Annotated in this window: 24 protein-coding genes and 1 tRNA gene; 18 read left to right on the top strand and 7 right to left on the bottom strand. The window is 33.1% G+C overall.

Features of this window, described 5'->3' with window-relative positions:
- The first annotated feature begins 165 nt into the window (after positions 1 to 165).
- Entirely contained in the window at positions 166 to 1,182 is a 1,017-nt protein-coding gene (locus tag ACVC43_RS06615) for a glutamine synthetase beta-grasp domain-containing protein (protein ID WP_452223788.1), read from the top strand.
- A 102-nt stretch (positions 1,183 to 1,284) separates the two neighbouring features.
- Here ACVC43_RS06615 and ACVC43_RS06620 read toward each other — a convergent pair whose 3' ends face one another.
- Both ACVC43_RS06620 and ACVC43_RS06625 read right to left on the bottom strand, forming a co-directional pair.
- Entirely contained in the window at positions 1,285 to 2,802 is a 1,518-nt protein-coding gene (locus tag ACVC43_RS06620) for an OmpP1/FadL family transporter (RefSeq protein ID WP_452223789.1), read from the bottom strand.
- Positions 2,803 to 2,844: 42 nt separating this feature from the next.
- The gene (locus ACVC43_RS06625; RefSeq protein WP_452223790.1) at positions 2,845 to 3,819 is read right to left on the bottom strand and encodes a hypothetical protein; all 975 of its coding nucleotides are present in this window, start codon (positions 3,817 to 3,819) and stop codon (positions 2,845 to 2,847) included.
- A gap of 101 nt (positions 3,820 to 3,920) precedes the next feature.
- Here ACVC43_RS06625 and proS point away from each other — a divergent pair, with 101 nt between their 5' ends.
- From proS to rpsT, 3 genes are all read left to right on the top strand, one after another.
- Positions 3,921 to 5,399 (top strand): proline--tRNA ligase, encoded by a 1,479-nt coding sequence (gene proS / locus ACVC43_RS06630; protein WP_452223791.1) that lies wholly within the window; start codon positions 3,921 to 3,923, stop codon positions 5,397 to 5,399.
- Between the two features lie 149 nt (positions 5,400 to 5,548).
- A tRNA-Glu gene (locus ACVC43_RS06635) sits at positions 5,549 to 5,620 on the top strand.
- 29 nt (positions 5,621 to 5,649) lie between these two features.
- A complete protein-coding gene (rpsT, locus tag ACVC43_RS06640; protein WP_452223792.1) occupies positions 5,650 to 5,901 on the top strand; it encodes a 30S ribosomal protein S20 in 252 nt (83 codons plus the stop codon).
- 153 nt (positions 5,902 to 6,054) lie between these two features.
- On the opposite strand, the gene rho is transcribed toward rpsT, so the two are convergent.
- Positions 6,055 to 7,728 carry a transcription termination factor Rho gene (rho, locus tag ACVC43_RS06645; protein ID WP_452223793.1) on the bottom strand — a complete coding sequence of 558 codons (1,674 nt, stop codon included), beginning with the start codon at positions 7,726 to 7,728 and terminating at the stop codon, positions 6,055 to 6,057.
- 202 nt (positions 7,729 to 7,930) lie between these two features.
- Here rho and ACVC43_RS06650 point away from each other — a divergent pair, with 202 nt between their 5' ends.
- Positions 7,931 to 8,341: a DUF4293 domain-containing protein gene (locus ACVC43_RS06650; RefSeq protein ID WP_452223794.1), complete on the top strand. Its 411-nt coding sequence runs from the start codon at positions 7,931 to 7,933 to the stop codon at positions 8,339 to 8,341.
- Positions 8,342 to 8,433: 92 nt separating this feature from the next.
- Here the strand turns inward: ACVC43_RS06650 and ACVC43_RS06655 are convergent, their stop codons facing one another.
- Complete coding sequence (locus ACVC43_RS06655; RefSeq protein ID WP_452223795.1) at positions 8,434 to 8,931, bottom strand: metallophosphoesterase family protein; 498 nt, start codon at positions 8,929 to 8,931, stop codon at positions 8,434 to 8,436.
- Positions 8,932 to 9,039: 108 nt separating this feature from the next.
- Between ACVC43_RS06655 and truA the strand changes: the two genes are divergently transcribed.
- A complete protein-coding gene (gene truA, locus ACVC43_RS06660) occupies positions 9,040 to 9,783 on the top strand; it encodes a tRNA pseudouridine(38-40) synthase TruA (RefSeq protein WP_452223796.1) in 744 nt (247 codons plus the stop codon).
- Positions 9,784 to 9,791: 8 nt separating this feature from the next.
- Positions 9,792 to 11,558 carry an ABC transporter ATP-binding protein gene (locus ACVC43_RS06665; protein WP_452223797.1) on the top strand — a complete coding sequence of 589 codons (1,767 nt, stop codon included), beginning with the start codon at positions 9,792 to 9,794 and terminating at the stop codon, positions 11,556 to 11,558.
- Here the strand turns inward: ACVC43_RS06665 and ACVC43_RS06670 are convergent.
- The 3 genes from ACVC43_RS06670 to folP all read right to left on the bottom strand — a co-directional run bounded on the left by ACVC43_RS06670 (position 11,555) and on the right by folP (position 14,139).
- On the bottom strand, positions 11,555 to 12,364 hold the full coding sequence (locus ACVC43_RS06670) for a DUF3667 domain-containing protein (RefSeq protein ID WP_452223798.1): 810 nt from the start codon (positions 12,362 to 12,364) through the stop codon (positions 11,555 to 11,557). The genes ACVC43_RS06665 and ACVC43_RS06670 overlap by 4 nt on opposite strands.
- Positions 12,365 to 13,156: a diadenylate cyclase CdaA gene (gene cdaA / locus ACVC43_RS06675; RefSeq protein WP_452223799.1), complete on the bottom strand. Its 792-nt coding sequence runs from the start codon at positions 13,154 to 13,156 to the stop codon at positions 12,365 to 12,367.
- A gap of 146 nt (positions 13,157 to 13,302) precedes the next feature.
- Complete coding sequence (folP, locus tag ACVC43_RS06680) at positions 13,303 to 14,139, bottom strand: dihydropteroate synthase (protein WP_452223800.1); 837 nt, start codon at positions 14,137 to 14,139, stop codon at positions 13,303 to 13,305.
- Between the two features lie 105 nt (positions 14,140 to 14,244).
- Here folP and ACVC43_RS06685 point away from each other — a divergent pair, with 105 nt between their 5' ends.
- From ACVC43_RS06685 to ACVC43_RS06735, 11 genes are all read left to right on the top strand, one after another.
- The gene (locus ACVC43_RS06685) at positions 14,245 to 14,784 is read left to right on the top strand and encodes a DUF1599 domain-containing protein (protein WP_452223801.1); all 540 of its coding nucleotides are present in this window, start codon (positions 14,245 to 14,247) and stop codon (positions 14,782 to 14,784) included.
- A gap of 57 nt (positions 14,785 to 14,841) precedes the next feature.
- Positions 14,842 to 16,167, top strand: coding sequence for a BT_3928 family protein (locus ACVC43_RS06690; protein WP_452223802.1), 1,326 nt, complete (start codon positions 14,842 to 14,844; stop codon positions 16,165 to 16,167).
- Positions 16,160 to 17,236, top strand: coding sequence for an ABC transporter permease (locus tag ACVC43_RS06695; RefSeq protein ID WP_452223835.1), 1,077 nt, complete (start codon positions 16,160 to 16,162; stop codon positions 17,234 to 17,236). The genes ACVC43_RS06690 and ACVC43_RS06695 overlap by 8 nt, the downstream gene beginning before the upstream one ends.
- 50 nt (positions 17,237 to 17,286) lie before the next feature.
- Positions 17,287 to 18,036, top strand: coding sequence for a triose-phosphate isomerase (tpiA, locus tag ACVC43_RS06700; protein WP_452223803.1), 750 nt, complete (start codon positions 17,287 to 17,289; stop codon positions 18,034 to 18,036).
- Positions 18,037 to 18,171: 135 nt separating this feature from the next.
- On the top strand, positions 18,172 to 19,179 hold the full coding sequence (locus tag ACVC43_RS06705) for a helix-turn-helix domain-containing protein (RefSeq protein WP_452223804.1): 1,008 nt from the start codon (positions 18,172 to 18,174) through the stop codon (positions 19,177 to 19,179).
- A gap of 220 nt (positions 19,180 to 19,399) precedes the next feature.
- Positions 19,400 to 20,068 carry a hypothetical protein gene (locus ACVC43_RS06710; protein WP_452223805.1) on the top strand — a complete coding sequence of 223 codons (669 nt, stop codon included), beginning with the start codon at positions 19,400 to 19,402 and terminating at the stop codon, positions 20,066 to 20,068.
- Between the two features lie 11 nt (positions 20,069 to 20,079).
- Positions 20,080 to 20,730 carry a hypothetical protein gene (locus tag ACVC43_RS06715; protein ID WP_452223806.1) on the top strand — a complete coding sequence of 217 codons (651 nt, stop codon included), beginning with the start codon at positions 20,080 to 20,082 and terminating at the stop codon, positions 20,728 to 20,730.
- Positions 20,731 to 20,809: 79 nt separating this feature from the next.
- Positions 20,810 to 21,646, top strand: a complete 837-nt coding sequence (gene prmA, locus ACVC43_RS06720; RefSeq protein WP_452223807.1) for a 50S ribosomal protein L11 methyltransferase — start codon at positions 20,810 to 20,812, stop codon at positions 21,644 to 21,646.
- 23 nt (positions 21,647 to 21,669) lie between these two features.
- Positions 21,670 to 21,945 (top strand): ATP-dependent Clp protease adaptor ClpS, encoded by a 276-nt coding sequence (locus ACVC43_RS06725; protein ID WP_452223808.1) that lies wholly within the window; start codon positions 21,670 to 21,672, stop codon positions 21,943 to 21,945.
- A gap of 11 nt (positions 21,946 to 21,956) precedes the next feature.
- On the top strand, positions 21,957 to 22,211 hold the full coding sequence (locus ACVC43_RS06730; protein ID WP_452223809.1) for a peptide methionine sulfoxide reductase: 255 nt from the start codon (positions 21,957 to 21,959) through the stop codon (positions 22,209 to 22,211).
- On the top strand, positions 22,207 to 22,698 hold the full coding sequence (locus tag ACVC43_RS06735) for a peptide-methionine (S)-S-oxide reductase (RefSeq protein ID WP_452223836.1): 492 nt from the start codon (positions 22,207 to 22,209) through the stop codon (positions 22,696 to 22,698). The genes ACVC43_RS06730 and ACVC43_RS06735 overlap by 5 nt, the downstream gene beginning before the upstream one ends.
- Positions 22,699 to 22,785 lie beyond the last annotated feature (87 nt).

Here is a 22,785-nt window from a genome sequence, read left to right on the forward strand (position 1 = left end):
AGTAATTTAGGCACCGAATATTGTATTAAAAAAAGTATACCCTAAAAAAAAGAGGGTTATTACTATATATTTCATAAAAAATAGAATTTAACCTATAAAAATATATGGGTTATAAAAATTTCAATATATATTTGCAATCAAATATTAATTCTATTTAAAGTTATTATGAGTAAATCAAAATTAGAGTACATCTGGTTAGACGGCTACTATCCAACTCAAAACATGAGAAGTAAAACTAAAGTTGAAAATGATTTTAGTGGAAAACTGGAAGATTGTCCAATTTGGTCTTTTGACGGAAGCTCTACAAAACAAGCATCTGGAGGATCATCTGATTGTTTATTGAAGCCCGTTGCTATTTATCCTGATCCTGCAAGGAGAGATGGATATTTAGTTATGACCGAGGTACTAAATGCAGATGGAACGCCTCACGAGTCTAATGGTAGAGCCACAATTGAAGATGAAGATAATGATTTCTGGTTTGGTTTTGAGCAAGAATACTTTATTATGGATAGAAAAACACTATTACCATTAGGTTTTCCTGTTGGTGGATATCCTGCACCTCAAGGCTTATACTACTGCTCTGTTGGTGGAAGAAATACGCATGGCAGAAAATTAGTTGAAGAGCATGCAGATTTATGTATCGACGCTGGTTTAAATTTTGAAGGTATAAATCAAGAGGTTGCTTCGGGGCAATGGGAGTTTCAATTATTTGCAAAAGGTGCTAAGAAAGCTGGAGACGAAATTTGGATTGCTCGCTATCTTTTAGACCGCTTAACAGAAAAATATGGCTATTATATAGAATACCACCCAAAACCGTTAGGCGATACAGACTGGAATGGCTCTGGAATGCATGCTAATTTCTCTAACACTACGCTAAGAACTTGTGGAAGTAAAGAAACTTACGAGAAAATTTGCGAAGCTTTTAGACCTAAAGTAAAAGAACATATTAATGTTTATGGAGAATTTAACGACCAACGTTTAACTGGAAAACATGAAACAGCCTCTATAGACGATTTTAGCTATGGCGTCTCAGACAGAGGAGCTTCAATAAGAATTCCAATTATAGTTGTAGAAAACGGTTGGAAAGGCTGGCTGGAAGACAGACGTCCTGCATCTAATGCCGATCCATACAAAGTTGCTGGCAGAATTGTAAAAACAGTTAAAAATGCCAATATAAATTAGATTATAGTTAAATCTACACATAAAAAAAGCGTTTGAATAAATACTATTCAAACGCTTTTTTTGTGATTAAAACAGAAGCCCTTTTACAAGGTTCTAAAATTTCTATAATTGAAATCCTAAAGTTAAAGTAATACTAGAATTATTAGCATCAATAGTTGCGGCATCTGTTAAACCAGTATTGTATAATTGATGATTTCTTGTTTGCTTATATGCATCGTAAGTTAAGTCTAATTTAGTATTGCCAAAATTGTATCCTAACCCTAAAGAGTACCCATTAAGATCACCAATGGTTTCACCATTTTCATAAGGACTCTCCTCGAAACGATATCCGCCTCTAAAACTAAATTGATTAACCTTATACTCCCCACCTAATTTGTAGGTTGCAGCAGTAGTTAATGTTTCTGAAATGATATTATTTTGCGCACTAAAGTACGCATCAGAGGTTGGCTTAAACTTTGTGTTACTGTAATCTTTTCTTGAATAGTCGAAACTTAACAGTCCCTGAGTTCCAAAAACATATGCTAAACTACCGGTAATTTTTCCAGGCGATTGCAAATTATAATCTGGAAATAAATTCACTACGCGTGGATCTACAATTTGCAACACATTCTCATCTCCATCTACTCTAACCGTCTCAAGATATTGAGAGCTCTCTTCTGTAATTGTCATCCACGTTGGAGAATCGTAAGTAAATCCAACTCTAAACTCATTTGATAATTTATAGATGGTTCCTAACTGAAACGAAAAGCCCGATCCAATAGTTAAAATATTATTCTCAAATCCCACTTGATTTACAATGGAGCCAGCATTATCATTTTGTTCGTATAAAAAAGTAGAACGTTCAAAATTTAGAAAATGAGAATTTAAATTAAGACCTAAATATAAATTTTCTCCATATTGAGCTCCAACATTAAACGCTATTTTACCATTATAACCAGTAGCTGCATATGAGTATTCTTGATCAAAATTACCCGCTGCTATATTCGATGTATAAATAGTGTTATCGCCTGCATCACTGTCTGGCTCTAGAATAAAAGAAGAGAAACCTAAAAAGGCCTGTTGATGCTGATACCCATAGATGTTACCTATATCTGAGTAAGCATCAGTAGTCGTTTCGTCAGTAAATGCAGATATTTGATCTAAACGCAAACCTTGTGCATTATTTAAAAAGTACTGATCGATTGACGTTGTGTTAGTTCCTCTTGACCTCCAACTATCTTCATAGTTTTTAGTATTATCGTAAGCAATGCTTAACGCAAACTTTTTCCATGGAGAATTTTCGTTTCTATTTCTAAAAACAAAAACACCACCACCTTGATTTAGAGAAAAATCTGAATCCGACGTCGCTCCCTGACCTCCAAAATAAGACGTTTCATTATCTACATCACTTGTATTAATAGAAACAGATGCAAAACTATTTGTAAATACAGCAGAACCTGCAGGATTAACACTAATAGCACTTAAGTCTCCTCCCAAAGCTCCAAATGCACCGCTAAGACCTCTATATCGTGCAGATCCAATAATTTCTCCATTACTGTACTGCAATGCATCATTTATATCCTGAGCGTTAATTGTAAGCATAGATAGGGCACCTATGATTAAAAATATTCCTTTTTTCATATTCTTTTTTTTATTTTTTTTCTGAAAAACCAAGTTTGGATTCTAACCTCTTCTTCTAGAACCACCAGAAGATCGCGTAGATCCAGAAGAACGACTTGATCTACTCGGGGAAGTTGCTCTTGGAGCAGACGACCTTGGAGTATTTGATCTCACTCTTGGAGCAGGATTTCTAGGCGTAGAACTATTAGTTCTTGTTCTTGGTGTATTTGTTCTAACTCTTGGTGTAGAGCTATTAGTTCGTACTCTTGGCGTATTTGTTCTCACTCTTGGCGTATTTGTTGACCTAACTCTTGGAGTAGAAGATGTTCTAGTACGTGTAGCGGTATTACTTCTTCTTGAAGCTTCTACCCTTCTACCTAAGACAGAGTTTCTTCCATAAACCGAACCTCTTCTTGTAGAATTGTAAGCCAATCCTCTATGATTTCTTCCATAAAAACCACCATAATATGGGTAGCCTCCATAACCATAGCCGTAGCCATATCCGTAAAATGGATGACCCCAAAAAGGATCATAGAATCCTGCATTCCATCCAAATCCTCCATAACCATATCCATAGCCAAAACCTATATTCCATCCAGCATAAGGTCTATTCCAACCCCATCTATTCCATCCATAAAATGGTTGGTTCCAGTAATTATAGTACCCAAAACCATTGTTATATACATTTATTGAAACTTCGTTACCATTTTCACCCCATGAGCCGTAGCCTGTATTTGATTGTTGTGTACCATCTTCGGCATACGAGCCTTCATAAGCATCAATATCTACAAAAACCTCATTAGCATCAGCTGCCTCCATTTCTAAAGACTTTTCCTTGAAGTAGTTTTTATAATAGTTATCGTTTCCAGCGTCATCAGTTTCAGTTTGTATAACCTCAACCTGCCTATCATCATCTCCATATACACCATCACTATCCTGACCAACGTATTGGTAAGAACCACAAGATGTAAGTCCAAAAGACAATAAAATAGCAGCAAATGCTGGTAATTTAATCCGTAAGTATTTTTTTAATTGCATAACTGTTTGTTTTTATTGTTGAACATAACAAAAATAGTTAGTTTTGTCCAACTATTTCTTTTTTTTAACATAGTCACAACATTTGTGCCAAAACACTGAATATGAGCAAAAAACTCACAAGTAGAGCCGAAGATTACTCAAAATGGTATAACGAACTGGTTGTTAAGGCCGATTTGGCCGAGAATTCCGCAGTTAGAGGCTGTATGGTTATTAAGCCTTACGGTTATGCTATATGGGAAAAAATGCAAGCAGAATTGGATAGAATGTTTAAAGAAACAGGACACCAAAATGCATATTTTCCTCTTTTTGTACCTAAAAGTCTATTCGAAGCAGAAGAAAAAAATGCCGAAGGCTTTGCAAAAGAGTGCGCAATTGTCACACATTATCGCTTACAAAACGACCCTGATAATCCAGGGAAATTACGGGTAGACCCTGAAGCTAAACTTGAAGAAGAGTTGGTTGTAAGACCGACGAGCGAAGCAATTATTTGGAATACCTATAAAGGCTGGATACAATCTTACAGAGATTTACCTTTATTAATAAACCAATGGGCAAATGTCGTACGTTGGGAAATGCGAACTCGTTTATTTTTGCGAACAGCCGAATTTCTTTGGCAAGAAGGACACACAGCACATGAGACCAAAGCTGAGGCGATAACCGAGGCAGAAACAATGAACAACGTTTATGCAGAGTTTGCAGAGAATTTTATGGCTATACCTGTAATTCAAGGTTTAAAATCTGAAAGTGAGCGTTTCGCCGGAGCTGTTGAAACCTATTGTATTGAAGCATTAATGCAGGATGGAAAGGCACTTCAGGCAGGTACTTCGCACTTTTTAGGACAAAATTTTGCCAAAGCCTTTGATGTGAAGTTTACCAATAAAAAGGGAAAACAAGATTATGTCTGGGCAACTTCATGGGGCGTTTCAACGCGATTAATGGGCGCATTAATTATGACGCACAGCGATGACCAAGGCTTAGTACTGCCTCCAAATTTAGCTCCAAACCAAGTGGTAATCGTGCCTATTTATAAAACAGACGAACAGCTTGAAGAGATAACCATTGCTGTAAACAGTATAATGAAAGATTTAAGAGCTAAACATATTACTGTTAAGTTTGATAACAGAACAACTTTTCGTCCTGGAGCTAAATTTGCTCAGCACGAATTACAAGGCGTACCACTTCGTATAGCTATTGGCGCTAGAGATTTAGAAAATAAAACTGTAGAATTGGCTCGCAGAGACACCTTAACAAAAGAGACCATTTCTATAGATTCCCTAACCGATAAGGTGGAAGTCTTAATGGTAGAAATTCAAAATTCGCTATATAAGAAGGCATTAGATTTTAGGGATTCTCATGTAACAGAGGTTGAAAATTTTGATGAATTCAAGTCTGTTTTAGAATGCAAAGGCGGTTTTATTTCTGCACATTGGGACGGCACTATAGAAACTGAAGACAAGATTAAAGAAATAACTAAAGCAACTATTCGTTGTTTACCTTTAGAAGGAAAGCAAGAAGATGGAGTTTGTGTTTATTCTGGAAAGCCTTCAGAACGTAGAGTATTATTTGCAAAAGCATACTAATTAAAAAAAGTTTAAAAAAAGTTTAATTAGATATTGCAAGAGTAGAAAATAGTTGTATTTTTGCATCCGCAATGGAAACGTTGTAAAGTTATTTGAAAAGTTTTGCATAAATAAAAATATAATTTATATTTGCACACTCTAAAATAAATGGCCCGTTCGTCTATCGGCTAGGACGCATGGTTTTCATCCATGTAAGAGGGGTTCGATTCCCCTACGGGCTACAATTTTTTAATAAAGAAAAAATAAACTAATGGCAAATCATAAGTCATCGTTAAAAAGAATTAGAAGTAACGAATCTAAACGTTTAAGAAACAAATACCAGCATAAGACCACGCGTAATGCTATAAAAAAATTACGTGACTTAACTGATAAAAAAGAAGCGGAAGCAATGTTACCTACTGTATATTCTATGTTAGATAGATTAGCAAAGACTAATGTTATTCACGCTAATAAAGCGGCTAACTTAAAATCTGGATTAACATTGCACGTAGCTGCTCTGTAATTAGATTAAATTTACAATAAAAAAAGCCTATCGAATCTTCGATAGGCTTTTTTGTATTTGGTTATTTCTAATAATAATTATTGTACGTAAATTTTAAAACAAAAAAAAGCCTTGACTAATAATCAAGGCTTTTTCTTGTGCTTAAGGTTTTTTCTATCCGTTCATTGAGATTAAAAACTCTTCGTTATTTCTTGTTTGTTTAAAACGATCGTTAATAAATTCCATGGCTTCTACTGGATTCATATCAGCAAGATATTTTCGCATTACCCACATTCTTTGAATGGTTTTATCGTCTAATAATATATCGTCTCTACGCGTGCTTGAAGATGTTAAATCGATTGCCGGGAAGATACGACGGTTAGAAATTTTACGATCTAACTGTAACTCCATATTACCAGTTCCTTTAAATTCTTCAAATATTACTTCGTCCATTTTAGAGCCGGTTTCGGTTAACGCTGTAGCAATAATAGTTAACGAGCCTCCATTTTCAATGTTACGTGCAGCACCAAAGAAACGTTTTGGCTTGTGTAAAGCATTAGCATCTACTCCACCCGAAAGAATTTTTCCAGATGCTGGCTGCACAGAATTATAAGCTCTTGCCAAACGCGTTATAGAGTCTAACAGAATTACCACATCGTGTCCACACTCCACCAATCGTTTAGCTTTTTCAAGAACGATATTAGCGATTTTTACGTGTTCATGAGCTTCCTTATCGAATGTTGAAGCAATGACTTCACCACGAACATTACGCTGCATATCTGTTACTTCTTCCGGACGTTCATCAATTAACAAAATCATTTGATAAACTTCTGGATGATTAGCTGCAATTGCATTTGCAACATCTTTTAGCAACATAGTCTTACCCGTTTTAGGTTGCGACACAATCATGCCTCGTTGTCCTTTTCCAATTGGAGCAAACAAATCCATAATACGAGTAGAAATTGTAGCTTGCTTTTCTGCAATATTAAATTTCTCTTGCGGAAATAACGGTGTTAAATGCTCGAAAGACACACGGTCTCTAACTACATTGGGGCTTTGCCCATTAATTTTATTAACTCTAATTAGAGGGAAATATTTTTCGCCTTCTTTAGGAGGTCGAACATTTCCTAAAACTGTATCTCCAACTTTTAATCCAAACAAACGAATTTGAGATTGCGAAACATAAATATCGTCTGGAGATGATAAATAGTTGTAATCTGAAGAGCGTAAAAATCCATATCCATCCTGCATGATATCTAACACACCTTCACTTTCAATTATAGCATCGAATTCGAAATCTGGTTCTCGATAACGATTACGTGTATCGCTATTTCCGTGTGTGTTACCATTTTTTCCCTGGTTACGGTTCTGGTTGTTATTTTGATTTTTTTTCTGATTGTTTTGACGATTTTGCTTAGGATCTTTTTTACTATCGTCTTTTTTATTTTGATGATTATGAACAGGTTTCTTGTGTTGAGGCTTTGGTTTTTGCTCCTTTGTCTCTTCTTTTACTGTTTTAGATTCTGGTTTTTTATTGTCTTTTTTATCGTCCTCTTTAAAAGCCAATGTTTCTTGTTTCGCTTTTGGGTTCGGCTTATTTTTATTTGTCGCAGGACGTGGCGTGCGCTCTTTTTTCTGTTTAGCAGGAGGTTTTGTAGTAGTTTTTTCTGCTGGAGGTCCATCTACTTTTACTTCTTGTACAGCTTTAGGGTTCGCCGCTTGTTTGTCTAAAATTTGATAAACAAGATCTAATTTTTTTAATGAACGAAACTTAGGAATACTTAATTTTTTTGCCATTTCCTGTAACTCAGGAAGTTTCATTTCTTTTAATTGTGAGATTTCAAACATGAATTGTTTATTGATATTTTTTGAAAAAATATGTTGTTGAAAATTTCCGAAGAAAATTATAATATAAATTTGAAGAATTAACGTCTTGCTAATGTGATTGTTGCAATGCGCTTATGCAATAATACGACTTTATTTTAAGTTTTTAGTTAAAATTTCCAAAAGAAGTTATATTTTTGAAGCTCTAATTTTTCGATTAAAATAAATGTTACAACGTATTCAATCTGTTTATTTATTGCTTGCCGGAGCTGTTTCGGCTGGATTGATATTTGTTTTTCATTTATGGATAACTAATGAAAATGTAAAAGTCTTTGCTGTTGATGAGTTATTGTATTTTAGCTTATTTTTAGGCTCTGCAACATTATCTTTGTTATCTATATTTATGTTTAAAAACAGGAAGTTTCAATTTGTATTGGGACGACTTAACATCATATTAAACTTTATTTTACTAGGATTACTTGTATATCAATCTCTAAATGTATCTGGAGAAGCTTTAGTTTCTGAGAAAGGTATTGGGATTTTTCTTCCTATTCTGTCTATTGTATTATTGGCGTTGGCCAATAAGGCAATTAAAAAGGACGAAGATCTCGTAAAATCTGTAGATAGATTACGATAAACCTAACATCTTAGTAGTATTAGTGCGTGAGCCCAAGGTGAAGATCTTGGGCTTTTTTTTTTAGGTTTTATTTACTTTCCTTCAAAAAAAAACTAATAGCGTCTTGGAAACTCAATCACCTCCAAATTTTCAATTTTTTTTCCGTCAATAGTAAATCGCAACATGGTTCTTACCTTGTGAAATCCGTGTGTGCCAACAGCTCCAGGATTCATATGGATTAAATTAAGCTTTTTATCTGGCATGACTTTTAAAATGTGCGAATGTCCGCAAATGAAGATTCTTGGTGGATTTTTATAAATATCTTCTCGCACTCTTACATTATATTTACTTGGATAGCCACCAATGTGGGTTATCCAAACATCTACCTCCTCGCACATAAAACGATTATGTTCTGGGAACTCTATTCTCACTTTGTCATCGTCGATATTACCATACACAGCGCGCAGAGGTTTGAGCTTTTTAATGGTATCGGTTACTTTAATATCTCCAATATCACCGGCGTGCCAGACTTCATCGGCTTGTTTAACATATTTTAATATGTCGTCGTCAATATAACTGTGCGTATCTGAAAGGAGGAGAATTTTTTTCATCTTTGGTTTCCGAGAAATCGGAAATCTTTTAATTATTATTTAGCATTTCTTTAGTAACAAAAACAACTATCTTTGTGTCTTGATTAAAACACAAAAATACAAGTTTCTTTGCGATATTTCATAGAACTCTCATATAACGGTAAGCGATATCATGGTTGGCAAATACAACCTAACGCAATATCTGTACAGGAGGTTCTTGAAAAGGCTTTATTAACTTTATTAAGAGAACAAATTGCTACCGTTGGCGCTGGCAGAACAGATGCAGGAGTTCACGCCTTACAGCTTTTTGCTCATTTTGACACAGCTGTTAGTTTTGATACAGAAAACTTAAAGTATAAGTTAAATTCTTTTTTACCAGAAGACATTTCCATTCAAAATATTTTTAAGGTAAAGCCCGATATTCATGCGCGTTTTCATGCTGTAAGCAGAGAATATCTATACCGTATTGCATTAGAAAAAAACCCGTTTAATAGGGATCAAGCTTTCTTATTAAAGCCAAATTTAGATATTGAAAAACTAAAAGAGGCTACTAAAATTTTATTGGACTATAAAGATTTTCAATGCTTTTCTAAAAGTAATACAGATGTAAAAACGTATAATTGTGATATAATGAAAGCCGAATGGAACGTGGTAGCAAACGAATTACAATTTACCATAAAAGCTGATCGTTTTTTAAGGAATATGGTTAGAGCAATTGTTGGTACCTTAATCAACATAGGTATTGGTAAAATTGAAGTGAATGCGCTCCACGATATAATAAAATCTAAAAACCGAAGTGAGGCTGGCTTTTCTGTGCCTGCACATGGCTTATATTTAACCGAAGTTAACTATCCAGATACTATAAAACTATAATAATTAAATTGAATAATAAGAAAGAAAACATATTCGATATTACCTTATTTAAACGTTTGTTTAAATACACAAAGCCATACAAAACCGTTTTTTATGGTGTTTTATTATCCGTTTTAATCATTGGTGTCTTAAGTATTGCCACACCAAAATTGTTGCAAATAGCAATAGACGATAATATTAAAACACTACAAAAAGAAGGGTTCTTGTTTTATATTGTATTAATGATTGTTTTGCTTTTACTGCAAACCGTTTTTCAGTTTTTATTTCAATTTTATGCAGCCTGGCTGGGACAAAACATTGTTAAAGATGTTCGCGTGATATTATTCAATCATATGTTAAAGTTTAAAATGAAGTACTACGACAATTCTTCCGTAGGAACCCTTATAACACGTGCTGTAACAGACATGGAGCGTATTGCCGATATTTTTGGTCAAGGTTTGTTTATGATTATGCGTGATGTTATGGTTATGTTAGTAATTTCCATTGTTATGCTTTTTACTAATTTTAAACTGAGTTTAATAGTTTTTGTCACGATGCCAATAGTTGTATATGCTACTAAAGTATTTCAGCGTTACATGAAAAAGGCTTTTGAAGAAGTGAGAACAGAAGTTTCAAACCTCAACTCTTTTGTACAGGAACGTGTAACTGGTATGAAAATACTCCAATTATTTACCAGAGAGGCTACAGAAAACAGAAACTTTAAAGCTATAAACGAGCGCCATAAAAAAGGCTGGTTAAAAACCATTTGGTACAACTCTATATTTTTTCCAATTGCCGATTTTCTCTCAGGCATTACAACAGGTTTAATAGTCTACTTTGGTGGTTTAATGGTTGTAGTGGGTAATACAACCACAACAGGCGAATTATTTATGTTTACCACTATGATTCCGCTACTATTTAGACCATTAAGACAAATAGCCGATAAATTTAATACGTTACAAATGGGAATGGTTGCTGCCAAACGTGTTTTTAAAGTAATAGATACCACCTCCCAAATTAACGACACTGGACATATTGAAGCTTCACATTTTAAGGGTGATTTATCTTTTAAAAAGGTGCATTTTAGTTATGTTGAAAATGAAGCTGTATTAAAAGGCATATCTTTAAATGTAAATGCTGGTGAAACTATTGCGATAGTTGGCGCTACTGGTGCTGGAAAATCTACAATTATAAACCTCTTAAATCGTTTTTACGAAATTGATAGTGGTGTAATAACCATTGATGCCATAGACATTAAAACCGTTACATTGGCATCTTTACGCAGCCAAATAGCTGTGGTGCTTCAAGATGTGTTTTTGTTTGCAGATACTATAATGGCTAATATTACGCTAAACCATCCAGAAGTTACAGAGGCTCAAGTTATTCAAGCTGCAAAAGATATTGGCATACACGATTTTATTTCAAGTTTACCTAACGGCTACAATTACAACGTAAAAGAACGTGGTGTGATGTTAAGTTCTGGTCAACGACAGTTAATTTCGTTTTTAAGGGCTTATGTTACAAATCCGAGTATCTTAGTTTTAGACGAGGCGACCTCTTCTGTCGATTCGTATTCTGAACAGTTAATACAAAATGCAACAGATAAAATTACCAAAGGCAGAACCTCTATAGTGATTGCACATCGCTTGGCAACTATTCAAAAAGCCGATAAAATAATTGTGATGGATGCTGGAGAAATTGTAGAACAAGGCACACATACAGAACTACTTAAAAAAGAGAATGGCTACTATAGAAATCTTTACGAGGTACAATTCCTAAAAGCAGAAGTAGCTTAACTTTTGAGCTTAGCAGCTTCCTTTGCTGCTTTTTGAACCTCTATAAATTCTTGCCCTGATTCGGTTAAAAACATCCATGCTGTAAAACCAACTGCGGCAATTACAAATACTATAAATAACACAGTAAAAAAGCCCATGGTTCTTAAAATAATGCCAGGAACACTTATTTTATATAGCCGTTTTAATGCGTAACCAATATAAATTACCATAAAAGGCATACTAATAAACCCAACATACATCATATTAACTTGTAATGCTACTAATGCAATAGTTACCACTGCAAGTAAAATGGTTATTTGTGCCTGTAGATATAAGTAAATAACCAATATCTCTGTAAAATTAAATCGCTTTTTGTTGAAGAACACAACCTTTGTAATTAACGCATACATTGGTATGTATGCCATCATGTAAAGCGACTGATATTTTTGAAGACTCTCCATATTTGCTTTCTGAAAATCTTCCATTCCAGACTGTCCGGCTAAAGTGACAACATCGAACGCATTTGGAAAAAAATTTTGAATTATAAACAACTGCAAACCTGCAGCGGTAAGTGCTATTGCGAAAAAACTAATGGCATCTACATACATTTTTCTCGTGCCATTAATATAACTTTCTATAACAACTTCTGGACTTGTAATTAGCGTTTTTATTGTTTTAAGAAACTTGTTATCGTAATTAAAGTATTTGTAGGCAAAGTCTTGAGACAGATTACGCATCGTTAACCTGTTCCTAATTACTTTTGCACCACAATTGTTGCAATAGTTTACACGATCTGAAATAATATTACTACAATTCTTACAAACCATTTAAATTAAATCTTCTTTAATAATTTTAATAAGCTCGGTAGAATCTTTAAAATCTACAAAGGCGCCATTTCTAAAGCATGAAATTTGTCCGGTCTCCTCGCTCACAGCTATTGCAATAGCATCTGTGCGTTCTGTAATACCAACTGCTGCTCTATGTCTTAATCCAAAGCGTTGCGGAATGGTTTTCTCGTTATTCACGGGTAAAATAACACGTGTTGCTTTAACCACATTATTTTCTATAATAATAGCACCATCATGTAACGGACTATTTTTAAAAAAGATACTTTCTATTATGGGTTGAGTAACTTTAATATTCATTTCGTCACCTGTGCTTACTAAAAAATCAAGATTGTTTTCGCGTTCCAAAACAATAAGCGCACCTGTTCTGCTTGTTGCCATTTTATTACACGCAGCAACAACAACTTCTATATCTGTGGTGGACGACGTAACGGTTTCCATTTTTAAGAATTTTAAATGTCTTAAAAAACTACGTTTGGATGCGAAATTGGTAGAACCAATCATTAATAAAAACTTTCTAACTTCCTGTTGAAATACCACAATTAGCGCAATAAACCCAACACTTATAAAACCACCTAGAATTTTGGTTAACAACACCATTTGAAGCGCCTCAACAATTAAATAAATGAAATATATAAATACAATACCAAGAAATATATTAATTGCTACAGTGCCTCTAACTAAGCGGTACACATAATACAATAACAAGGCTACAAGAAAGACATCTATATAATCCTTTATTCCAAAATTTAAAATACTGTCGAAAATTTCCAATGGATGATGTTTGTTTAAGAAAGACTAAATATATTAATTAAAGATAAATTCTTCATTATTAATTACTGTATTCTCTAATTTAAGTTTAGATAGTTAAGTTTAAAGACATTAGTGTATTCATTTTAAAAAAAATATAAAGAAACATCTTAAGGAGTACTATATTGATTAAGCTGATTATAGAGAATAACACATTCTACTGCTTCCTTTACATCGTGAACACGTAAAATTTTTGCTCCTTTTTGTAAAGCCATCATGTTTAGCGCTGTGGTTCCGTTTAAAGCTTCGGCTGGCGAGATTTTTAGTGTTTTATAAATCATAGACTTGCGAGAGACACCAACTAAAAATGGCACATCTGTTATTTTAAAGCCCTCTAATTTATTTAATAATTCAAAATTCTGCTTAAGTGTTTTAGCAAAGCCAAAACCTGGATCTATAATTATATCAATAATCCCTAATGCTCTCGCTGCCGCTATTCTTTCAGAAAAATAAAAGAGAATATTTTTTAAGACATCATCATAACTTGTTTGTTTTTGCATGGTTTTGGGCGTACCTCGCATGTGCATCATTATATAAGGTACATTTAATTTTGCTACTGTTTCCAGCATTTTTTCATCTAAATGTCCCGCAGAAATATCGTTAACAATTGCTACGCCTCGTTCAACACATTGCTTTGCTACCTCAGCACGAAACGTATCGACCGAAATTACAAGGTCTGGAAATTGCTTTACAAGCAAGTCGATAACTGGAATAATACGCTGGAGTTCCTCGTTTAAAGATACCTCTTCTGCATTGGGTTTAGAACTGTAAGCGCCAACATCTATAAAAGTGGCACCTTCATCAAGCATTTTTTGCACTTGATTAATTATTTTAGATTGGTCTTTGTAAAATCCACCATCGTAAAAAGAATCTGGAGTAATGTTAAGAATGCCCATTACTTTTGGTGTGGACAAATCGATAAGTTTACCGTTACAATTAATGGTCATTTGTACCTTTAAGTTAGTTGTTTGTAACACATTTAAAAAGTATAAACGTGAAACCTTGAATTTTAAACAATTTTATGCGAAATTTACGCAAAATTGAATCAATTTATGCAAGATACTTCGAAACAATACGATGCTGTTATAGAAACTTGTCGTAGTCTGTTTGTAAAAAAAATGAGTGATTACGGTAGTGCATGGCGTATTTTAAGATTACCATCGCTTACAGACCAGATTTTTATTAAAGCACAACGTATTAGAGGCTTGCAACAAAACGAGGTTAGAAAAGTAGATGAAGGTGAGCAAAGTGAGTTTATAGGTATTATAAACTACTGTATTATGGCATTGATTCAGCTTGAAAAAGGTGTGGTAGAGCAGCCGGATTTATCTACTAAAGAAGCTACTATGTTGTATGATGAAAAAGTAGCTATTACCAAACAATTAATGCAAGATAAAAACCATGATTATGGTGAAGCCTGGCGAGACATGCGTGTGAGTTCTTTAACCGATTTAATTTTACAGAAATTATTACGAGTAAAACAAATTGAAGATAACGCAGGTAAAACGCTTGTAAGCGAAGGTATAGATGCTAATTATCAAGACATGATTAATTATGCGATTTTTGCAATGATTCATTTAAACGAACAATAATATTACAGGTTGTACTCCCATTGTAAAATGAGACAGCGTGTGTTTTTAATATAACTTATGAAATACTTAGTACATATTTGCAGATTTTTGGTAGGTGGTTTATTTATCTTTTCTGGATTGATAAAACTTAACGACCCTCTTGGATTTTCGTATAAACTACAAGAATATTTTTCTTCAGATGTTTTAAACTTACCTTCTTTAGACCCTTACGCTTTGGGTATTTCGGTTTTTGTAGTGGTCTTGGAAGTTGTTTTAGGTGTCTTTTTGCTTATTGGTTACAAACGAAAATTTACCGTTTGGATGCTATTGGCAATGATTGTTTTCTTCACCTTCCTAACATTTTACGCGGCCTATTTCGAAAAAGTAAAAGACTGTGGTTGTTTTGGTGATTTCCTTCCTATGAAACCTTGGGAAAGTTTCACAAAAGATTTAATACTTTTAATACTCATTCTTGTTTTAGTAATTGGAGTGAAACACATAAAGCCAATTTTTGGCAAATTCCCAACCACGCTTTTAGCACTATTAGGCTTTATAGGAAGTCTTTGGTTTGGTTATCATGTGTTAATGCATTTACCAACATGGGATTTTAGGGCTTACAAAGTAGGAGCAAACATTGCTGATGGTATGGTTGTTCCAGAAAATGCTCCAAAAGCTGTGCAAGAATTTACCTGGACTTTTAAGGTTAATGGTGAAGAGAAAGAATTTGTAACAGATGGCAGTTATCCAACAGTAGATGGCGAATATGTTGGTGTAGAAACTAAAATAATTGATGAAGGTTACGATCCTCCAGTAAAAGATTTCTCGATAGAAACTGAAGACGAGAATTTAACAGATAAGTTTTTAGCCGAAGACCATCTCATTATGGTCGTTGCATACAGCCTTGAAACAGCCAACGAGGAAGGGTTTGAAAATATTAAAAGAGCTACAGATAAAGCAATTAAAAATGGCTATACAGTTATTGGTTTAACTGCTTCTGGAGCTGAGGCAAAGCAATTAACAAAAGAGAAATATAATTTAAATTTCGATTTTTATTTGTGTGACGAAAAAGCGCTAAAAACAGTAGTTCGCTCTAATCCAGGTATTTTAAAACTTGAAAAAGGAACGGTAATACAAAAAGAACATTTTAACGATGTGGATGATTTAGATTTACCAGAAGTTGAGAGAAAACCAGAGCCAGTTGTAGATGATGGAACAGTTCGTTTAATTAATAACGTGATATCAACAAAAGAAGAGGTTGAAAAATTAGATCCTGAAAGCATTAAAGAAATGTACGTTATAAAAAACAGGTCTGAAGGTAACGCACTAGATTCTATAAATGCAGCAGACAATAAATCTTATACATCATACCTTAGAATAGAATTAAAAGAAAGCCAAACTGATTAGCTACTTCCTAAATAAAACATTCTACGCACTACTTACATTATTTGGAGTAGTTACTGTAATATTCTTTTTATTTAATGTTTTGCCTGGAGATCCAGCACAAATGATGCTGGGACAGAACGAAGATAGCGAGCAATTAGCAATCGTTAAAAAAAAATATGGTTTCGATAAACCTATAAGCACACAGTATCTTTATTATCTAAACGACCTCTCTCCTATTTCGTTTCACTCGAATACTGAAGGTGATTATACCTTTTTAAGAGCCCAGAAATATACTGCAGTAAAGCTATTTAACTTTAGCAACACAACTACTGTTTTAAAGTTCCCCTATTTAAGAGAATCGTTTACCAAACAAGGAAAAAAAGTAAGCACTGTTTTGGCAGAGACGCTACCTAACACTTTTGTTTTAGCTGTGTCCGCAATAATTATTGCGCTATTGCTGGGTATTAGTCTAGGCGTTATTTCTGCATTAAAAAAGGATACGTTTTTAGATAAAGCCATACAAATTTTAAGCACAGTTGGCATGAGTGTACCATCCTTTTTTAGTGCTATTCTATTCGCCTGGTTTTTTGGTTTTGTATTGCATAAATACACCAATCTTGAAATGACTGGTAGCCTTTTCGAACTTGACGATTTTGGTGAAAATGTAAATATTAAATGGAAGAACTTAATACTTCCAGCTATTGTTTTAGGTATTAGACCTTTGGCAGTTGTTATTCAACTTATGCGAAACTCTTTGTTAGAAGTTTTTAATCAAGATTATATTAGGACGGCACGAGCAAAAGGCTTGAGCGAATTTCAAATTATTAGAAAACACGCTATTAAAAACGCACTAAATCCAGTTGTTACAGCTATTTCTGGTTGGTTTGCTTCGATGCTTGCAGGTGCTGTTTTTGTAGAATATATATTTGGATGGAATGGCTTAGGAAAAGAAATTGTAAACGCATTGAACACGTTAGATTTACCCGTGATTATGGGTTCTGTGTTAATTATTGCCTTACTCTTTATAATTATCAATATTTTTGTTGATGTAATTTATGCATGGCTGGACCCTAAAGTAACCTTAGAATAAAAGAAGTATAATTTAATAAATTCCTTTCTACTTGGAAAGGTTAAGAGAAAATGAGAAAAAAAATAGTAGCAGGTAACTGGAAAATGAATAACGATTTGCCACAAACCGAGTCGTTGATTGCAGATCTTTTAAAACAAGAGCAAACTTCTAAGGCAGAAGTAATGATTGCACCACCCTATACAAACTTATATCAGGCGTTCGAAACCACAAGAAGTTCTAATATAGAAGTGATTGCACAAAATATGCATTTCGCAGAAAAGGGTGCTTACACAGGAGAAATAAGTGCGTCAATGCTTAAAAGTATTGGTATAAACACAGTCATTTTAGGCCATAGCGAACGTCGTGCTTATTTTAATGAAACTGACGATATGTTAGCCAAAAAAGTAGATGCCGCTTTAAAAAATGACATACGTATAATTTTTTGTTTTGGAGAAGAATTGTCAGACAGGAAAGCTGGAAATGAAGAGGATGTAGTAGGCAATCAAATTAAAAATGCTTTATTTCATTTAGAAGATTCCGCTTTTAGAAATATTGTTTTAGCCTACGAACCAGTTTGGGCAATTGGTACAGGTGAAACAGCAAGCCCAGAACAAGCGCAAGACATGCATAAGTATATTAGACAGACTATAGACTTTAAATACGGTAGCGAAATAGCAGATACTATTTCTATACTTTATGGTGGTAGCGTAAAACCTGCAAATGCCAAAGAAATTTTCTCTAAACCCGATGTCGATGGTGGTTTAATTGGAGGTGCAGCTTTACAAGCCGAAGATTTTATTGCTATTGTAAACGCGTTTTAATTATGTATCTTATACTTCTGTAATAAGAAGTATTTGAATTTCAACTTATTTAATAGTATAATCTTAGCTGGAGTTATTCAAGGAATAATCTTCAGCTTGGTTGTACTGTTTTCTAAAAAATACAGACATAAAAGCATGTATTTTTTAATCGTTTTAATTGTTATTTACTCCTTAGGTAATTTGCAATGGTATTTGGAGGATATTAAGCTAATCACATTAAATCAACTGTATAGCTACTATTATTTTCCCATTTCGAATTTAATTCCGGCACTTTTATATTTTTACGTTATATTTTATTTATATCCCGAAAGAGCTTTTAAACCAAAAGAAAAACTCCTATTTATACCTTTTTTAATTTCATTAAGCTTAAGCCTTTTATATAAGGTTTTAGTTAATATAAGAAACAACGAATTTACTGACGGTTTACGTTTGTATTTATCTTCTTATGACGAACTCCTTTCTGCAATTTTTCACATCGTTATTCTATTTCTATTAATTAGAATGGTTAATAAATATGAAAAGCAAGAGCAGTTTGCTCCAAACGGTTTTATATTGTATATAAAATGGCTTAAGGTAACACTAACCATTATGTTTGTGTTAACGCTCTTGTGGATTGGGCTTAATATTTTATATGTCTATTTTCCAGGACAAATATCCTTTTATCCACTTTGGATTGCCATTGCTATTATAATATATTGGTTAGGCCATATTGGTATTTATAAATATGGAATAGTTGAAGAACGAAAACATATTAGAAAGAAAAGAAAGTCTACAGTTGCTTCTACCAAACAAAGAAGCCCTAAGCATCTCATTATAGAAAGGTTAAAAGATTTTTTAGAAAACGAAAAACGTTTTTTAGATGCTTCACTAACTTTAGAAAAAACTGCCGAATCTTTAGCATTAAGTCAAGGTCATCTATCAAAAATTATAAATACTGAATTAGGTATTAGCTTTAAAGACTACATAAACGCTTTACGCGTGGAAGAAGCAAAAACGTATTTACTTGACCAAGAATTTTCAAACTACACCTTGGTTGCTATTGGGTTGGAAGCTGGATTTAATTCTAAATCGGCTTTTAATGCATCCTTCAAAAAAATATCTGGTGAAACACCTTCACAATTTAAACAAAGACATTTCAATTAGTCCTATTTTTTCATATTCACATAATATGACACTCCTGTATTAATGTTGTAAAATATTTTTGAGCAAAAATCAATATTAAACTATTGTTTTTCAACTCATTAAATATTAGTCATGCATATTATTATTAGGTTTTTTGGTAGTGTTTTCTAATTTATTTCACATTGATTAATTGCGTTATATCCTTTATAAAAATAACATTAATCTTAAAAAAATAGAAAACATGTCAACATTAGTATATAAAAAAACAAAATCACACGGAAATGTAAATACGCCAGCTAGTGGTGCTGGAATGGATAAGTTAAAATTCAAAATTCCTAATAACGAAAAGTTCTCACATTATACAATTTCTCAAGCATCTGGTCATACAGGTACTGCAACTTTTATAGTTGTAGGCGCTCCCAAAAAGAATGCTACTGGAAATGCAGAAATAAGAGTTCTTTGGACAAATGGTCCATTTAGCAAATGTAGATACACTTTAAAAGTGTATTCTTATAAGCCAAGCAGTGTAACAGTACCAATAATAAAGCCTATAGTAATTTTTGGTAATGCAAATTGGTTTAATGACGCATTGAGTTTCATGAAACAGAAAACACCATTCATTCTACGCGTTCAAGGTGTGGATGCTATAAAGCTTTTTAACGCATTAAATCCAATAAATCATTCAATACTACGAAGAAATATTATTATAAATGAGCCCGTACTTGTACCAATGACAATTGCAATTTGTATAACCATAATTGCCCTTGGCGGATTTGCATTATTAGGAGCTGTTTTACTCTATGGTATAAATCAGGGTTGCAGTATAAAGGTTAAATATGATACAAACCTTTCATTGTTTGGAAATTTAAAACAGCTTATGGATTTTGAATTCATGAATTGTGGTGGCTAATTATTAATATTATGAAAATAGCCTTAATAGACGGTTTACCGCTAAAGCCTATAAAGGGCATGAGTATTATAAACAATAATCTTATACCCTATTCATGGGACTCTGAGTGTTTTGGAGTCCCTGAATTTAGGAAACATAGTACTAATATGCTAAATATTATTTTTAAAGAGAACCCTAATGCAGATGTTACTGTGTTCCCTTTTTTTCCAAAGTATAATTCTGTTTTAAAGAACTATAAATTAATTGCGCAAAATATTGGAAAAGCAGTTGATTTAAAATGTAATATAATATGTATTTGTTTAGAAGTGATAGGTGCTACATACTTATCCTCAGATGTAATTAAAGCCTATAAATATGCCTACGCTAATAATGTTTTAATATGTGTTTCAGCAGGAAATAATAGATTATTAAACAACCCTCTAATTCACAAAAAATATGCAATCCCAATAGTTGGTTTTTTAAGTCACATTTCTTTAAATATATCATATAAAATAGATTTTTTAGATGAAGTCGAAACCAGAAAATTAGTATCAATTAATTCTACATACAGTATAAATTGCAGTAAAGCTACCGCTCAATTTGTAGCTTTGCTATCTAAAAAACCTTATGCTTTTCTCAAAAATAATATTCATAATAAAGTAATTATATTGACTTACGAATAGTTTTTTAAGCTTGTTTTGTTTAGTAGAAATTAACTATGTGATTTAAATTAATTGTAAATTTACAATCTAAATTATTTTTATGTCTAACACAATATATTTAGGTTACTATTTTAAGGTAAAACCACTTCAGCCAGCAGTAGAAATACTTATTGCAGAGCTAGGTTACGCAGGCTTTGAAAGCTTTGTTGAGACCGAAGAAGGTGTTACTGCTTACATTCAAAAAGAAGAATGGCGAGAAGATATTTTGCAAGATATTTATGTTTTAACGAATGACGAATTTAAAATATCTTTCACCTTCGATGAGATAGAACAAGTAAACTGGAATAGCGAATGGGAGAAAAATTTTAACCCTATAATTGTTGACAATCTCTGTTCTGTCCGTGCACCTTTTCATGAAAAACCTGATACTAAATACGATATTATTATCGAGCCAAAAATGAGTTTTGGTACAGGCCATCATGAGACTACGCACATGATGATTCAGCATATTTTAAATAACGATTTTGATGACAAATCTGTTTTAGATATGGGATGTGGCACAGGCGTTTTAGCAATTTTAGCGGCAATGAGAGGCGCAAAATTAATTGATGCCATAGATATAGATAATTGGTGCTATTTAAACAGTGTTGAAAATGCAGAGCGAAATAACGTCTCGCAAATAAATGTTTTTGAAGGCGACGCTACTTTACTCAAAAACAAAAAGTACGATATTATAATTGCCAATATTAATAGAAACATTTTACTAAATGATATTGAAATATACTCAAAATGTCTAAACCAAAACGGACAGCTTTTTTTAAGCGGATTTTATGATAACGATATTTCAACAATTGAAGCCGAATGCAATAAACACAACCTCCAATACGTTACAAAATTTGAACGAAATAATTGGGTTGCTTTGCAATTTAAAAATTAATATATTGCCATAAAGTATTGCGAATGAGTACAAAAGAAAAAATACAAGAACAGGAAGATATATCAACATTAGAAAAACAAAACAACGAAATTGTGGTGTATAATGACGATGTTAACACTTTCGATCACGTTATAGAAACCCTAATAAAAGCCTGCGATCACACACCCGAACAAGCAGAGCAATGCACTATTTTAGTGCATTATAAAGGACAATGTACGGTAAAAACAGGTGAATTTAAAGATTTAAAACCTCGCTGCTCTAAAATATTAGAAGCTGGTATTAATGCCGAAATTATATAGATCATTTTAAAATGACTGCATTATTAGAGCGCATTCAAAATTTACCCATTGGTTATTCTGAAGTGCTTTATAACAATCAAAAATATGCTGTTACCCGAACAGATTTTAATAATGGTAAGAGTATAAAAATCTATGCCAAATCGCTTTCTACCACTAATTTTATAAGCCTGAATTATTATATAACTTCTGATAATGAATTACTAAAACCTTGCGAAATGCCCGAACAGAAGGTGATTCATTTTTTAAATAATTACATGCAATATTAACAACGTAGATAAAATAGCTTTTGGAGGTGGTTGCCATTGGTGTACCGAAGCGGTGTTTCAATCTTTAAAAGGCGTTGTAGCAGTAGAACAAGGCTTTGTGGCTTCAACTAAAGAAAATAACACGTTTTCTGAAGCTGTCATTGTTCATTTTAAGCCTGAAACTATATCAATATCAGTATTAATAGAAATCCATTTACTTACGCATAAAAGCACTTCACAACATACCATGCGGAAAAAATACCGCTCGGCAATCTATATTTTTTCAGAAACACAAAATAAAAGCGTTTTAAAAATTCTTGAAACACTGCAATTAAAGTTCGACAAACCATTTATTACAAAAGTTTTACCTTTTAAAGCTTTTAAAACCTCTCAAGAACAATTTAAAAACTACTACTTAAAAAACCCTGAGAAACCTTTTTGCAAGACCTATATCGAACCAAAACTAAAACTGTTATTAAATAGATTTTCATATTACACAAATAATTGAACCATACTTTGTAAATTTATGAGAATTTTAAGACCATAGATTTTATAAACCCTTGCTAACAAACTATCTTTAATACTTGTAACTATA

This window comes from Lacinutrix chionoecetis, assembly GCF_053604665.1.

Excerpts from the sequence above, each read along its gene's own strand:
- ACVC43_RS06615 (WP_452223788.1), top strand. The coding sequence starts at position 166 with ATGAGTAAATCAAAATTAGAGTACATCTGGTTAGACGGCTACTATCCA.
- ACVC43_RS06620 (WP_452223789.1), bottom strand. The coding sequence starts at position 2,802 with ATGAAAAAAGGAATATTTTTAATCATAGGTGCCCTATCTATGCTTACA.
- ACVC43_RS06625 (WP_452223790.1), bottom strand. The coding sequence starts at position 3,819 with ATGCAATTAAAAAAATACTTACGGATTAAATTACCAGCATTTGCTGCT.
- proS (WP_452223791.1), top strand. The coding sequence starts at position 3,921 with ATGAGCAAAAAACTCACAAGTAGAGCCGAAGATTACTCAAAATGGTAT.
- rpsT (WP_452223792.1), top strand. The coding sequence starts at position 5,650 with ATGGCAAATCATAAGTCATCGTTAAAAAGAATTAGAAGTAACGAATCT.
- rho (WP_452223793.1), bottom strand. The coding sequence starts at position 7,728 with ATGTTTGAAATCTCACAATTAAAAGAAATGAAACTTCCTGAGTTACAG.
- ACVC43_RS06650 (WP_452223794.1), top strand. The coding sequence starts at position 7,931 with ATGTTACAACGTATTCAATCTGTTTATTTATTGCTTGCCGGAGCTGTT.
- ACVC43_RS06655 (WP_452223795.1), bottom strand. The coding sequence starts at position 8,931 with ATGAAAAAAATTCTCCTCCTTTCAGATACGCACAGTTATATTGACGAC.
- ACVC43_RS06670 (WP_452223798.1), bottom strand. The coding sequence starts at position 12,364 with ATGGTTTGTAAGAATTGTAGTAATATTATTTCAGATCGTGTAAACTAT.
- folP (WP_452223800.1), bottom strand. The coding sequence starts at position 14,139 with ATGACCATTAATTGTAACGGTAAACTTATCGATTTGTCCACACCAAAA.
- ACVC43_RS06685 (WP_452223801.1), top strand. The coding sequence starts at position 14,245 with ATGCAAGATACTTCGAAACAATACGATGCTGTTATAGAAACTTGTCGT.
- ACVC43_RS06690 (WP_452223802.1), top strand. The coding sequence starts at position 14,842 with ATGAAATACTTAGTACATATTTGCAGATTTTTGGTAGGTGGTTTATTT.
- tpiA (WP_452223803.1), top strand. The coding sequence starts at position 17,287 with ATGAGAAAAAAAATAGTAGCAGGTAACTGGAAAATGAATAACGATTTG.
- ACVC43_RS06705 (WP_452223804.1), top strand. The coding sequence starts at position 18,172 with ATGTATTTTTTAATCGTTTTAATTGTTATTTACTCCTTAGGTAATTTG.
- ACVC43_RS06710 (WP_452223805.1), top strand. The coding sequence starts at position 19,400 with ATGTCAACATTAGTATATAAAAAAACAAAATCACACGGAAATGTAAAT.
- ACVC43_RS06715 (WP_452223806.1), top strand. The coding sequence starts at position 20,080 with ATGAAAATAGCCTTAATAGACGGTTTACCGCTAAAGCCTATAAAGGGC.
- prmA (WP_452223807.1), top strand. The coding sequence starts at position 20,810 with ATGTCTAACACAATATATTTAGGTTACTATTTTAAGGTAAAACCACTT.
- ACVC43_RS06725 (WP_452223808.1), top strand. The coding sequence starts at position 21,670 with ATGAGTACAAAAGAAAAAATACAAGAACAGGAAGATATATCAACATTA.
- ACVC43_RS06730 (WP_452223809.1), top strand. The coding sequence starts at position 21,957 with ATGACTGCATTATTAGAGCGCATTCAAAATTTACCCATTGGTTATTCT.